Below are 14,085 nucleotides of genomic sequence, written 5' to 3'. Positions count from 1 at the left end.
TAACTGATCTGCCTTTCAAAATATTGGTAGCGGGGACCGGATTTGAACCGATGACGGTTATGAGACTGATGAAATAGGGACATATTATATGTCCTAAAATCACGTTTAATGATCTAAAATCATCATTAGAAAGGGTTTTTCTTGGGTTGCATTCGCGGAGGTAGCGTCACTTAAGAGCACATGAGGGAGCTTATAGTTGGCACAAAGCTTGGGGAAATTGCCTTGGCAGAAAGTGACCTTCAGGCCAGTCACAGTGCGCTAACAAACCGATGTTACAGGGCGAACGTAAATGTTCTTATATCTTTGTTTCCTGAAAGCTGAGATTAAGTAATCTTGATCGTAAATAAACGAATGCACTGGCCGGCACACCAAGCCAAAACAGGTTTCAGGCGTGTGTTACCATCATAGAACCAGTAAGCCCTAGCTTTGTATCCACACCGTTCAATAAGCCTTTGGCATGTACCGTTTTAATATGCAGTACCGCACCCAATCTCCCGTCCCTCTTCTGATGAACTTTATCTATACATCGTGCGTGGTCGAAGATTATTGCCAATCAGGTCAGCAATAGACAGTGTGCCATCTGTTCACTGGAACACTAGAACCACTGGCATGCTCGTTGCCTGGATTCAAATTGGGTGGGGTCATAGGGTCAGCACACAGAGCTGTGTGGGAAACTCATAGCGCTAGATCAACGTCATCCAGCAGGCGGGCGTCCACGCCAGCTGAGTAAATCTGCTGGATGGTAAGGCTGAAGTCGCGCTTATATCCTGCTGCGCAGACCAAGGAGGGATGCGAGTGTGGATAACCACTTCGGCTTTTTGAACACCCAGAATCAGATTCTGAGTGTTCATTATTTTAGCAACTTTAGCGACCATTTTCTGCTGTAGCCGGTTTAACCTGAAGTAGATTTGATCGCATGTTCCAGCGTCTCAATAAAGAGGTCAATTTCCTGGCGTTGAATGCAAAGAGGAGGGCGAAGCTTTAAAGTACTGCCTGATTTACCCGCTGCGCCAATCAGCACGCCGTTATGTTTGAGTGTGTTAATAACCTGAGTAGTACGAGAGGTGTCCGGTTGGCCATTTTGATGTGGGTTACATAAGTCCAGCCCAATAAACAGTCCCGCACCACGGACATCACTGATCTCCTCATAGTGCGACCTAAGGTCATTCAGCTGTGCTTTGAGGTACTCGCCCTGATGTTGGGCGTTGGTGATCAGCTGTTCATCCTCCAGCACATCAAGTACCGCCATGCCAGCCGCGACAGCGACAGTGGAGCCACCAAAGGTGTTGAAGTAACCAATATCAGCATTTAGTGCGGCCAATAACTCATCCCGTGTCACTAGACCCGCCATCGGAAAACCATTGCCCATTGGCTTGCCCATGGTCACAATATCCGGTGTGACCTGATGACGACTAAATCCCCACATGCCAGCACCTGTACGGCCAAAACCGGGCTGCACTTCGTCGGAAATCAGCAAACTCCCATTGGCCTGAAGCCATGTCACCGCAGGTGCCATGAAACCGGCGGGGTCGGCATAGATACCGTCACTGGAAAAAATTGAATCGACCAGTAACGCTGCACAGCCATGGCCGCGTGCGGCTAGTTGTTTAACGCCCGCCTGCACCTGTTCAAGAAACCATTGTGCGGGATCTACGGCGGTCAGTATGTTGGAAAGCGCAATAACGTGTACGTGATCCGGGGGAGACCCAGTTTTGTATGATGAGGGGGAAACATCGGTGACAGCGCTGGTATTGCCGTGATACGCCGCTTCGCTGACGATAATACCGTGCTTGCCTGTCCACTGGCGTGCCAGTCGCAGGGCCATATCATTACTCTCGCTGCCGGTACAGGCTAGCACCAACCTTTCCAGCGGGGCGGGGAGTGTTGACAGCAAGCGATCGGCGTAATGGTGAATGTCCTCGTGGAGGTAGCGAGTATGGGTATTCAGTACCCCCATCTGCCGGGCCACCGCCTGCACAATGTGTGGATGGCAATGCCCAACTGACGGTACATTATTGTACATGTCCAGGTAGCGCCGCCCTTGGCTGTCGTCAAGCCAAACACCCTCGCCTTTGACGATGTGCAAGGGCTCTTCGTAAAACAGCATGGATGTGGGGCCGACGGTTTCAAGGCGTTTACGAACCATCTCCCTAAGTGATGGATCCGCTTGATCCAGATTCTCAAAACGAAAAGCGTTCTGGTCGAGAATGCCACGAATATTGTTCACGATAATATCCTTTTGAATCAACAAAGAAAATTGCTTTTTTTGTTCAGCCCCTGGCGTACAGATACTGACGGGCAAGCTCAGCGGTACCCTGAATGTAACCTGGTGCTAGTGCTTGGGCGGTCGGTGTTTCGGCGTGTGTTGCTAACCAAGCGCTGAGCATGATGCGACGGATCATGATGAAGGTATCCAGCGCAGCGATATCTTCATCATCGAACTGGGCGATGGTCTGATAGCCACGAATCCAGGCGTCGCGCAACTTTGGAATCATCGGGTCGAGCTCATGAAAGCTGATCGCTGCGGCGAAATCATAGGCGTACCAGCAGAAACCACTGTCGTCGAAGTCGATGACGGCCAGTTGGTCGTCATTGACCAGTAGATTGGCCAGGCGCAAATCGGCATGTACCAGGCCATAGCGATCTTCGTGGTGGCCATAGGCATCAATGACGAGATGGATATGTTCAATAGCCTGATGGATGATGTCTTCATCCTTGGAGGTAATGCCCGGTGCTTGGTGCCAATCACCCCAAAGCCCGTCGGGGGCAATCATGGTGTCAAGGTTCCAGCGTTTGCGCGCAAACCAGTCCGGGCGCTGCCAGGTTCGGCTGTGCTCATGAAGAGAGGCTGTTACCGCACCAAGTTTTTCAAACCAGTCAGGCAAGGCTTCTCCGACATTTGGTTCACTGCCGCTAACATGCTCAAACGCAACTGCATGAAAATCACGGCCATTAATGGCCATCTTGATCACCGGGCTGCCAGTGATAGTGTTAATTGGTGAGGGTGTATTCACGCGACCTGACGCGCGCAGGTCGTGAATCCATGCCAGCTCGGATTCAATCTCCTGTTGGTCGTGATAATCGGGGCGATGAACGCGGATAATGCGTTTGTGATTTGTTAGCGGGTCATGCGAAACGAACGTGGCATTTTCTGACGTCGTCAGCAGTTCAATTCGGGTATCCGCGGACATTTTCCAATAATCAAGTGATTGGCAAAGTTCCGCTTTTAGGTCGTCAACCAGGGTTTGTGTGTACATCTGACATTCTCTCCTGCGATTTGGAGCCCTCAGCGCCATCACCAGACAGCGCTGAGGGGCTAACTTGTCGTGACAATGTTCAGGTCCGCGTGGCTTTGGGTTGCAGAGGAATATCGGAGGCTGCCTGAAGCGCCTCCATCTCCTCAACGGCATTCTCTGCTTCCAAGATCAACGCCAGCTCTTCATCCGCTGACTGGGCGACTAGATGGCGCTTGGCATAGGCGAAGAAGTACACCGTCCCGATGACAAACAGCACAATGGTGTAGTTAAAGGCGCGGGGGTCGAAGGCATAGACGCCGGTCATGGCGACGATCGAAAGCAACAACGCAATAGAGGATGTGACAATGCCACCCGGAGTTTTGTAGGGGCGTTCTAGCTCGGGGCGGCGCAGGCGAAGCAGAATATGGCTGAGTGCCATGAGCGCATAGGAAATAGTGGCGCCCACCACGGCCATGCCCAGAATAAGATCGCCTTCACCGGTCAGTGAGACCAGAAAGCCGAAAACTCCAGGGGCAACTAACGCCCAGGTGGGAGCTTTACGCTTACTGGTAATTGACAGCACTTTGGGAAGGTAGCCTGCCCGTGACAGAGCAAATACCAAACGGCTGTAGCCGTAAATGACTGAAAAGAAAGATGCGATCAGCCCAGCAAGACCTAGCACATTGATAGCCGTAGCCAGACCGCTGTTTCCGGTGGTTTTCAGAGCATCTACGAGCGGAACGCCGCTGGCAGAAATCACATCGGCCCCTGCTGCTCCGGCGAGTAAGAACACCACCAATGTAGCGGTGAACAACAGGAATATCATTGCTGCAATAATACCCTTGGGCATATCACGAGCTGGGTCACGGGCCTCTTCAGCGGCTAGCGGTACGCCTTCAACGGCCAGAAACAGCCACATGGCAAAAGGCAGAGCAGCCCATACACCATACCAACCGAAGGGTAGCCAAATGCTACTACCACCAGCCTCATCAGTAGCGGCAATCGTGAACAGGTTAGAGGTGCTGAAATCGCCTATCAGCGCTACGGCGGTGGTCAGGATTGCGATCACGGCGAGGGCGCTGATAACCATCATAGCCTTCAGCGCTTCGCCAACACCTGCAAGGTGGATGCCAATAAAGATGGCGTAGAAGAGCGCATAGACCCAGGGGCCATTAATTCCCAGCAGCTCTTCAACCGCAGCACCGATAAAAATCACGATGGCCGCTGGTGCTAATGCATATTCGATCAGTACCGCCAGTCCCGTCAGGTAGCCACCTGCCTGGCCCATAGTCTGCCGAGCAAAACTGTAACCTCCGCCTGCGGCAGGAATGGCGGCTGACATTTCTGCCAGCGAGAGCACCAATGCAAAGTACATGGTGGCCATCAAAGCGGCGGCAATTACAAAACCACCCCAACCAGCTTCTGCCAGACCAAAGTTCCAACCGGCGAAGTTGCCAGAAATAACATAGGACACCCCTAAACCTGCAAGGAGTATCCAACCAGCGGTTCCTTTTTTTAACTGGCGTTTGGCCAGGTAATCCTTATCAATTGCGTTTGCCATGAGCATCCTCCAGGTCAACATAACGAGTTGTTGTGCGTTTGCCGATTCCTTTGCGCTGCGATTGGTGAATGGTGCTTTGGTCAGTGAAAAGGGAACGGAAATTGCTAGCTCTTTGAGGTTAGAGAGCTTATTTCGATACGGGTTATCGAATTTTGGCAAAAGTACGCAAAGGGAGGGGAACGACTGTGTATAAGGCTTTACATGCTAAAAAAACAACGCACAAACTGGTGCAAAACAAAAATAAAGAGGAAAAAATGCACCCGAATGAATCACAAGAGAAACAAGTTGCTCCGCAATGGCGTGTCTCTATTTCGCATGAAGTAAACGAGCAGGCATTTAATCTGACTAACTGGGCTCAGGAGTACAATCAGTGCAGTACAGGACGTTTCGAAGGGCGTGTGGAAGAGTGTCACTTTGGTGGCATTCAGATTATAAATGAATACACTAATCAGACGCTCTATCAGCAATGCATTCCTTGGCCAGACGCTTTTTGGATAGGGATACCTTCTCAGCGAGAGCATTTTCGCATCAATGGTCAGGAGGTTGAGCAGAACGACGTGCTTTGGCGTCTTGGCCACCATTCGTTTGAGCTGATGACACCTGCCAATTGCCACATCCTTAGCATTTTGATTCGTCGTGATGAGCTGTTTGCATTGGCCGACCGGGAAGGCATCAGTTTTGAGCACCTCATTGATTCTGCGACACCTTGCCTGAAAAGCAATACAAAGCAAGTCGATACCATATCATTACTGGTCAAGCAGATTCTGGCGTCTTCCAGTGATGCCATGGATACTGACATCCACAAGGACATGCTGTTACAGGAGTTTCTGAGCTTGCTGGATAGTGGGACACTCAATTCAGCAAAAGCCCCTAGCTATCTTCACCGTCGCGCTGTGGTTGATCGCGTCTGGGACTATCTAAAAACTTCGGGCGATAGTCCTGTGACTATTGCCGCATTATGTGACATCGCCTGTGTTAGCCGGCGAACTCTGCAGTACAGTTTTGAGAGTATTCTTGGAATCAGTCCTGTGCAATTTCTGAGGGCCGCACGACTGAATCGCGTGCGACGCCAGTTATTAACTTGTAGTGGTGTGTCTATTGCCGATGCAGCGGCAAGTCAGGGATTTTATCATCTCAGTCAGTTTGCTTTGGATTACAAGCGGCTATTTTGTGAGCGACCCTCTGATACGCTCAAGCGGCGGCTGCATTGACCCTATGCATCACTCCATTTTCAGTAACAATGCCTTGGCATTGGCAGTCTTATACAAACTCCACAGGCGTCACTCTCGATGTTACCTCAATCCTCAATCGCCGCTAACAGCGCAGTCTCGGCTTGTAGAATGTTGCGGACGGCGTTCACAATACGGTCGATGCCTTGGGTGCCACACTCGGGACAATCGTAAGTGCGGACATCGAGCGGCAGTGATTCCAGCACAAACCCGCAGCCATAGCAGCGCTTGCTACTAGGGTATCAGCGACGAATTGACGCCCCGCCCACTCGGCCTTGTAGTGGAGCTGATATGCCAGCTCACCCCCCCCCATGTCACCGATGGCTTTGGCCAAATGCCGGTTCTTGACCATATTCTTCATCGCGAGGCTTTCAAGACAGATCACTTGGTTCTCGTTGACGATCTGACGGGTGAGTTTATGAAGATGTTCAAGCCGTGTGTCGGCGATTTTGGCGTGGCACTTGGCAAATTACTGCTTCGCTTTGGCGCGATTATTCGAGCCTTTTTGCTTGCGACTGAAGCGCCGTTGCGCCCGCCCCTGCGTGTTGTGTGGCGTGGAGTATTGACCTTGGCGCTATCACTGGTCTCGGACAGGTCTTTTACCCAAGATCAATCCCCACTAACTTGGGCATGATCGGCAACGCCTCGGTGCCCATTTTACATAGGCAACCAATGAAGTAGCATCTGCGCCTTCTGTGGAGTATTAGTAACGTTTGAGTGTCAGCTCTGGAAGGTATATAGCGCCGATACGCCAGTACGTCGTTGATAATGCAGCTGAAGCTCTCCACTATAGAGCTCGTTTGCGGACTTCCCTGTTTAATCAAAAGGTGCTTAATGCCAGGTTCTTTGTTCTTAGTCGAACGGGTGGCGGCCGCTGGGTTCGTGCTCATACGTTCACGTGAAGCGAACGGTGAAGGGCTTATCGTTGTCGGCGCCTCACATCGCTAAGCATTCGGTGCAGTCCGTAGGTGGGCAACCGTGGGGTCAGGAAGTCTCGCGACACGAGGAGAAGGTTATTGAAACCAAGGCGAAGAACTTTCGAGCAGCGACCCGAGCCTCCTCATGCTTAGGAGTGAGCTTAGCCATCAGGTTGTGCAATGTGATCAGTCGGTCATAGACGTAGTCACGATAACTCCAATGTCGGATGGTTGCGGTAGCGATACCATACCTAAATGCCAGTTCAGTTTTCGGGATGCTGGAGGGTGCCGTTTAGCTCTCTGCATGGATCTTGTTTCTGAAGCTTGATGCCCATGTACTTGTTCTCGGATGAATTGCTGAAAAAGCCCTCCATTTGTTAATAGAAGATAATTTTTATAGGCGATGTGATCATCCTGAACGTACAAATATCCCATTAATTGCGCACGGCTGATATGGTGATATGGAACCACAATATCTACCCCGTCATAGGTGAGATTGTTTTTAATTTTATTATGTTACGCTTGCTTTCTTTTACTTTGAAACTTAAAGGAAGAAATTTCAGCTAAGTTTAGCGTCTATCGCTATATATTAGATTGCTTTATCTTATATAGTAAAATTTTATGTAATAAAGTATAAGGGCGATGGTAGAGTACACGACCGCAGTTAAAAACGATGAAAAAAGCACAGATAATCAAATAGCGCGCTTTGGCCACCCCTATCGCGATATATGCCAATGGGCTGCCCAGCATGATCTCAGTGATGCTCTGGAGCTGGCTTTTTGGACGCTGGGGCTAGATCACCACATCGTCGCGATTGGCAACCTGGTTAATGAGTTTCATCATCCTGAGTCAGAAGACATTCTTGCCCGGTGGCGGCAAACCCCTGTTATTGCCCTGTTAGATGATTTGGCGAAAGCCATTCGTCAAGATCCCTTGATCAACCGTCAGTATCCTGCATTTCTTCATGCAGGAGACGCTACAAAAACGAAACAAACATATAAAGGCAGCCTTAAAGAGCAAACGTTTCTTATAACGTTAATTACTTACCCGCTGCCTGGGGCGGAGCAATCATCTGAATACGTGTTAAGGCGTGCGCTACGCTTGTGGTTGGTCGCTCAGGCGGCGAATCGGGTAGTTACAGAGCACTGCTTGGCGGATCGCAATATCAGTACCGCAGCGCGCTTTTTGATTGCAGACCGCTATCAAGCACAGTGGCAACTCGTTGATGATGTCTTGCGCCGTGCCCGACGTTACCTGACACCTGATAATTGGGCATTTGAACGTTTTACTGACGCGTTGTCTTTGGCTGCTGAGCAGTACAAGCAAAGCCATACATTTGGTAAAAGTGGTACCGCATTCATCAATGCCATCATCGAGATTGCCAGTGGTGATACAAAACCTTTCACCACTCAGCGCGATTTCCCTCCACAGCCTTTTGTACATGCTGAGTTATCCGCGCCCATTTCTGAGCCGGCACCGTTAATAAGCTTTAATGAGTCCTCTGAGCAACTCATCGAAGTCTACCCAAGCCCAGAGGGTTCGGCAGACGAAGAAGCTGATGAAGCGATTTATTTACTGCCGGTTGATGCAACCGATACGCAGGCTCAGCAAGAACTTACCGGGCGTAGCTTCTATCATCAGCAAGCGGAAACGTCTCATTACCTACCGTGGAGCTATTCCAAACTTTTGCCACCTGAGCGTTTACTGATTGAGCAGTGGATTGCCCAGCAGCTCAAGCATACTGATCAACGAGAGCGATTGGGTGGAGCGTTCGTGTGGCTCGCGATACGTTTTTCGCGGTCTCTTAGCCAAGTGCTTGCAATGGGCATTGGAGATGCGCCCCGAGGGGAGTGGTCTTTATCATCAAACCTCAAGCAGATGGTTCGCTTGTCACCGCGTCGACGTAATGCCTGGCAGCCCAATATCGGCGCGCAGCCTTACGTAGCCGCCGTTCATGAAACGCAGTGTATTGGGCTAAATGCCGACGTAACTGTGGCACTTACAAGCGGAAGTCATCAGCGAATATCTACTCCAGTATCGTTATCAGAGTTATGGCAATGCGTATCGCCAGGTCACAAAATTGAGGTGTGGTTTAATGAACGCATGAGCACTGTATGCCCTCGTGTGACTAGCGGAAGGCTAGCTGAGGCATGGGGTCAAACTGTTTTTGATGCGTCAGGCAATCACCATTTCGCGAGGATGTTAACGGCCCACCCCAGTAGCGCCTTACCTGGTGCTTGTAGCTATGCCAGCTGGGATATTAATGCGATTGAACAAGGGCTCGCTTTACCGTATCAGTTCCAGGGCGCAGAAACGTTACAGTCGACGAACCAAGGCAGTTTGCTGGTTCTTCTTGAAGCAGAGCTCAATAGAGCGATTAGCAAAGCGACTGAGCAGCTTAACGAAACGTTAAACGGCAATGATCTGGTGCGTCTACATAATCACTGGACAAGTTACTGTGTCATGGCCCTTTATGCGGCAACGGGTAGCCGCTACCTGAAAGATCCTTTTGAAAGTCCACGGTTTTTTAATCACGCCCTTCCGGCTGTGTTTATTAATGATAAAGCGGAAGGCAGCGGTGTGCGTAATGGTCGTATGGTGCCGTTGGCCGATAAGGCGCTTGAGTTTGTCGAGGCTTACCTAGCGTACCTCCAGCGTCTCGCTGATCATTTGTTGAACACCCACCCTGCAGTCGCCTCGCGAATTAACTCGCTCCTAAAAGTGCCTGCGAAGGCCGAACAGCCACTGTTCTTCTTACTCGATGAGTCGCTTAATTGGCACTCTATGTCGGCGACAGATCTACCCGGTGCACCTTTATTCGATTGGCCACTACCTCCCAATCTGTTCCGTCACCGACTAGCACAGCAATTGCCCCTATTAGGCGTCGATAACGAAGTAGTGGATGGCTGGCTGGGGCACGCTGAGAAAGGGGTCGCCACTTATAGCGATACCTCTGCCCGGTGCTGGATGGACGATTGGACAGCTTATCGCAAAGAGGTCAACGAACTCTTTGAGCGACTGTCGTTTGATTTGCTAGTACCACCGGCCACCTTGCCCGTTTCCACCGTGAGCAGCTTGCGGGATTCAATGCCATTTTCCCGGATGTTTGGTCAGCGGTTACGCGAAAAAAATCGTCGCTTAGCAACTCGAAGCATTATCAGAGCAGCGCTTAATGATATTGAGTTGTTTCTAAAAGGGCGTGATATTGCCACGCTGCCCGCTCATGAGATCAATCAACTGGGGCGGCACATGTTGCTTCAGCAGGGGAAAACGCCTTACCCCTCTGCAGCCTTACGGTTTAGTGTGCTGACCCGTCTTCTAGAGCGGCATGAGTCACCGCATCGCCATGCGTTTCAGCGCCGCTACATTCCGATGTTGCCAGAAAAAACGCTGATTCATGAGCACGCACCCGCTTACGCGACGTTAATGGCGCAATTGATGCAGTGGGCAATGGATATACGTCCCTACGCGACGCGAACCCACTGTTCTAAACGCCAAGCGTTAGCGCTCGGTGCGCTACTTTTATGCATTGAAAAACGCATCAGTTACACACGTTTGTTGAATGATGTGTGTCAGGGGGACAACTTTCGGCTGTTATATCATCGTAAAACCTATTATTTGGAGTATAGCGAGCTCCTGGATAGCACCGACTGGCAAGCTCCCGTACAGCGCCATGCGGTGTCCTACCATGTGGCATCGCTCTTAAGCTATGGACAACAGCTAACATCGACAAAAACGCTCGACGATCTTTGGACGGTCCCAAAACAAGCGCCTCCGTTGCCTGAGGCGTTTATCCAGTGCTGTGAGGGTCAAGAGTGTATATCGATTCAGCAGGTACTTGAGCAGGCGGCCGCTATTGTCGATCAAGCCAATCTTCTGGAATTGCCGGGCGTCGTAGCGGGTGCCCTAGCAGGGCGGATAGTGGCCACCAGTCTTCCTATGCAAGCGCATATGCGTATAGTGCACGGCAAATCGCTGATATTCCCACCGCCAACTGTCAACACTGAGGATTCGGAGTTCTCGGCAGCATTGCCAGCGTTATTACGAGCTAATGGCGATAAACATGAGCTGCAGCAACAGGCGGTACTTCTCTTTAAAGAGGTGAAACAACTTTTAGATGCCTATGCCAAGCCGCAGGCAAAAATAACGGCAAAATCACTGGAGCAACTGGTCACACAGCGAAATGGTAAGGTTAGTAGCGCCATCATGCTGTTGGTCATCTGGATCGCAGCGGTTATCCGAAGGGGCAAGGGAAGAGCGGGAAAGCGCTTTAAGCCGTTCGAAAGCAGTAGTATCCAGCGCTACTGGGGCGCGTTGCGTAAGCTTTTTGAGGAGCTTGCGTACGGTGTCGATTTGATGAAGCTCGGTAGTGAAGAAGTTACGGCCTTTTATGCGGGGCTAATTGATTATCAAGAATTCCAGCTAAGCGATATGAGCTATTTTAGCCATCGTCTGCGCTCTTTTCACCGCGTAGCTGCCTCTTATGGAGTTGAAGAGCCGGATTGGGGTGAGCTACCCGTTGCAGAGCAAGGGCGACACGTGCGTGCTGAAGTACTCTCAGAACGAGAATACCTCGAGACATTAAAGCGGATAGAAGTATCGCAACGAGATCCGGATATTGGGTGTTTACTTCAATTTGTATTGCTATGCGCGTATCGCTTTGGCTTGCGGCTGGATGAAGCGAGGGGATTACTCAGGCGAGATTGGTGTAAGTCCCATGGCTACAGTTGGGTACTGGTTCGGAATAACCGTTATCGAACGCTCAAAAGCGAGGCTGCTCGCCGAGCTGTACCGCTTTTGTTTTCTCTCGACGCAATAGAGCAACGCACTATCAATGCCGTGTTTAACCGTCATGATGCACTGTTGGGCGGGGAAGCAGCCACGCCACTCCTCGGTGAGATGCGTAAGGGTAGCGTCGAAATAGCGCTCAGTGCTTCAGCCATCAGTGCTGCTGAGATAGATGCATTGCGTCACGTGAGTGGCAGCCCATCACTATCACTCCATCACGCGCGCCATGCTTTCTACAATATAGTGGCGGCCTCTCTGCTGCAGCTAAACACGCCTGTGGCCACAAAAATAACCCAGCATGTAGACAGCGCTCATCTGCGTCAGATGGTGATGGGGCAACAACATCACTGTTCGCGTCGCGTGATGATGGGATTGGCGCGCTTAATGGGGCACCGGCAGCCTGCAACAGGGTTACTAAACTATAATCACTTGATTCTAGAATGGGCGGATGCGCTGACGCCTGTTAAAGGAATCAATGGCAGTATTCTCAAAGAAACCATAAAACCACAGGATTTTAAACGTTACACGCCAGCTTCTGCGATACCGCAAGCGCTTCCTTTATTTCACGAACCCACACCGCATTTATTGATGAAAGCGTTGCGATTAGGCGCGCTAAGGCAGAACGTGCGGCGAGCGAGTGAGGCGTTAGGATTGTCTCCGGGTCATGCTGCTATTCTTGAAGATGTTGTTAAGTTGGCTGAAAACAATATGCGTTTCAAAATGCGGGGAAAAGACCAATGGGTGACGTCGCAAGACTATCCCTTGGGATTACTGCGCAGTATTAGCGACGCTGCTTGGGATCGGCTGCTTGAACACACTAAAGAAATAGATAGTGAAACTTTAACGACTAATGAGGCACTAGAACTCAATGAGCTAGCTGGCCAAGTTGGCCGGCACCGACATCTATTGATGAGTGATGCGAGGCACGTGGCAGTTATCGCTCTTACTATCAAAGCATTTAAAGTGTCCCCATCCAACTATGTCATCGCTGGAAAAAACTGCAGCGATGACGTAAAGCGCATGCTGCACTCGTATGGGTTGAAAGAGATAAGTGATACGAGTGTTCAGCTAGATATATTTGAAGTTGTAAAGGGTGGTAGAGAGATGAGGTATCAGCAATATGCCGGGCTGCTACTAGGTAAAAATGAACACAATATTGTTAGAAGCCGGTATGAGTTGGCAGTCGCTTACATAGTGACTGCCACTTATTTGTATATGAATAAAAAGTAGTTTAACGCTAGCTAGATTGCAGCTGAAAGTTTTTGTAAGGATTGTCGTCGCTCGCAATGGAAAGGGTAGACAATACATATGACTTTTGTTTAGTGGGGCCTTTAGGGTTTTCCAAACGTTCACCGGTGTAGTATAAGATGTGGTTATTAACTTTTGCAGAAGCTAATGTCATGATATGGTCAGCATGACTGGAGGAGAGCGTAAAAGGTGTGCTTGAAACTTTATTAGTTGAGTCGATATTATAAAGAGAGATTGTATTGCTGTGTTCATCATATCCTGCTGGTATAGCATAACCCTTCACTGGCGTCGGTTTAGGTGTTGCAAACGTTGGTGCACAATACTGACCGCTAACTAGGATTTCCACTTTCGGCTGTTTTTTGTTATCTATTTCAGGTGATACGGTAAACGGATGCTTAATAGGTCGTGCATTTTTTTTATTAATGAATTTTTCAGAGTGTTCTTTAATAAATTCTTCATCTTCAGGTAATTTATGATTGATATGGTTGATACTTAAAATGTCTTTTTGTGTGATGACGGAATGCGTTATTTCGTAAGCTATTCGGGCGAGTTTACGTGTTAATTTTTCTTGGTGAGGCTGGTTTCTTAAAAATAGCATGCCGATATATTTGTTCCGATTTTCTCCTTCTGTTGCTATGAAAAATGTATTTTCGATACTGATGCTGTTATCTGGTATTGATGCTTCGATGTAGTTTGATAAAATCCCTTGTAAATGATAAGTGAAATCTCTTATATCAGTTTTTTCGAGGTTTTCAGGTGTGCATACAAGACCATTGGCATACTGAATTTTTATAGCATCTTCTAATGAAACGACTTTAATGATGAGATTCTTTGGGTACTGAAAATGCGTCTTATCTTCTTTTTTAGGCATGCTGTTCCTCAATACTGTGGGACCGAAAGATTTAGGTTTTTCTAATAATAATTAATTTTTTTGTGGTAGGATGCACTACCGCTTTTTGCTTTTTTAGTACCATATGTGCTTAAAAATAAGTTATCAGCTACTACATATGCTCAAAAGGCTAAATAGACGCAGGTTTTAGCGCTATTTTTTAATGGTTCTTCGTCACTTCACGTGGATTTGGCCTGATCGAATAGGCGGCCCACCG

The 14,085-nt window shown here is 49.4% G+C and carries 7 protein-coding genes and 2 pseudogenes; 3 read left to right on the top strand and 6 right to left on the bottom strand.

The annotated features are described in order from the left end of the window. Window positions 1-892 precede the first annotated feature (892 nt). The 3 genes from ACTH5D_RS14690 to eat form a co-directional block, all read right to left on the bottom strand. A complete protein-coding gene (locus ACTH5D_RS14690) occupies window positions 893-2,227 on the bottom strand; it encodes an aspartate aminotransferase family protein (RefSeq protein ID WP_192539469.1) in 1,335 nt (444 codons plus the stop codon). Between the two features lie 43 nt (window positions 2,228-2,270). Further along, window positions 2,271-3,257, bottom strand: coding sequence for a phosphotransferase enzyme family protein (locus ACTH5D_RS14685; RefSeq protein WP_441672527.1), 987 nt, complete (start codon window positions 3,255-3,257; stop codon window positions 2,271-2,273). 79 nt (window positions 3,258-3,336) lie between these two features. Further along, window positions 3,337-4,797 carry an ethanolamine permease gene (gene eat / locus ACTH5D_RS14680; RefSeq protein WP_192539471.1) on the bottom strand — a complete coding sequence of 487 codons (1,461 nt, stop codon included), beginning with the start codon at window positions 4,795-4,797 and terminating at the stop codon, window positions 3,337-3,339. 185 nt (window positions 4,798-4,982) lie between these two features. On the opposite strand from eat, the gene ACTH5D_RS14675 reads away from it, so the two are divergent. Continuing rightward, a complete protein-coding gene (locus tag ACTH5D_RS14675; RefSeq protein ID WP_441672524.1) occupies window positions 4,983-6,008 on the top strand; it encodes a helix-turn-helix domain-containing protein in 1,026 nt (341 codons plus the stop codon). Window positions 6,009-6,094: 86 nt separating this feature from the next. On the opposite strand, the pseudogene ACTH5D_RS14670 reads toward ACTH5D_RS14675, so the two are convergent. After that, a pseudogene (locus ACTH5D_RS14670) lies at window positions 6,095-6,256 on the bottom strand (zinc ribbon domain-containing protein); the annotation flags it as partial. 83 nt (window positions 6,257-6,339) lie between these two features. Then, a pseudogene (locus ACTH5D_RS14665) lies at window positions 6,340-6,411 on the bottom strand (hypothetical protein); the annotation flags it as partial. Window positions 6,412-6,444: 33 nt separating this feature from the next. Between ACTH5D_RS14665 and ACTH5D_RS14660 the strand changes: the two are divergent. Both ACTH5D_RS14660 and ACTH5D_RS14655 read left to right on the top strand, forming a co-directional pair. After that, on the top strand, window positions 6,445-6,660 hold the full coding sequence (locus tag ACTH5D_RS14660) for a hypothetical protein (protein WP_318782783.1): 216 nt from the start codon (window positions 6,445-6,447) through the stop codon (window positions 6,658-6,660). 925 nt (window positions 6,661-7,585) lie between these two features. Beyond that, window positions 7,586-12,961: a hypothetical protein gene (locus tag ACTH5D_RS14655; protein WP_441672522.1), complete on the top strand. Its 5,376-nt coding sequence runs from the start codon at window positions 7,586-7,588 to the stop codon at window positions 12,959-12,961. 7 nt (window positions 12,962-12,968) lie between these two features. Here ACTH5D_RS14655 and ACTH5D_RS14650 read toward each other — a convergent pair whose 3' ends face one another. Next, window positions 12,969-13,850: a hypothetical protein gene (locus tag ACTH5D_RS14650; RefSeq protein ID WP_441672520.1), complete on the bottom strand. Its 882-nt coding sequence runs from the start codon at window positions 13,848-13,850 to the stop codon at window positions 12,969-12,971. Window positions 13,851-14,085 lie beyond the last annotated feature (235 nt).

This window comes from Halomonas sp., assembly GCF_052095695.1.
Lineage (GTDB): Bacteria > Pseudomonadota > Gammaproteobacteria > Pseudomonadales > Halomonadaceae > Vreelandella.
This window is presented reverse-complemented; position numbering and strand designations above follow the sequence as displayed.

Excerpts from the sequence above, each read along its gene's own strand:
- ACTH5D_RS14685 (WP_441672527.1), bottom strand. The coding sequence starts at position 3,257 with ATGTACACACAAACCCTGGTTGACGACCTAAAAGCGGAACTTTGCCAA.
- eat (WP_192539471.1), bottom strand. The coding sequence starts at position 4,797 with ATGGCAAACGCAATTGATAAGGATTACCTGGCCAAACGCCAGTTAAAA.
- ACTH5D_RS14660 (WP_318782783.1), top strand. The coding sequence starts at position 6,445 with ATGAAGATGTTCAAGCCGTGTGTCGGCGATTTTGGCGTGGCACTTGGC.
- ACTH5D_RS14655 (WP_441672522.1), top strand. The coding sequence starts at position 7,586 with ATGGTAGAGTACACGACCGCAGTTAAAAACGATGAAAAAAGCACAGAT.
- ACTH5D_RS14650 (WP_441672520.1), bottom strand. The coding sequence starts at position 13,850 with ATGCCTAAAAAAGAAGATAAGACGCATTTTCAGTACCCAAAGAATCTC.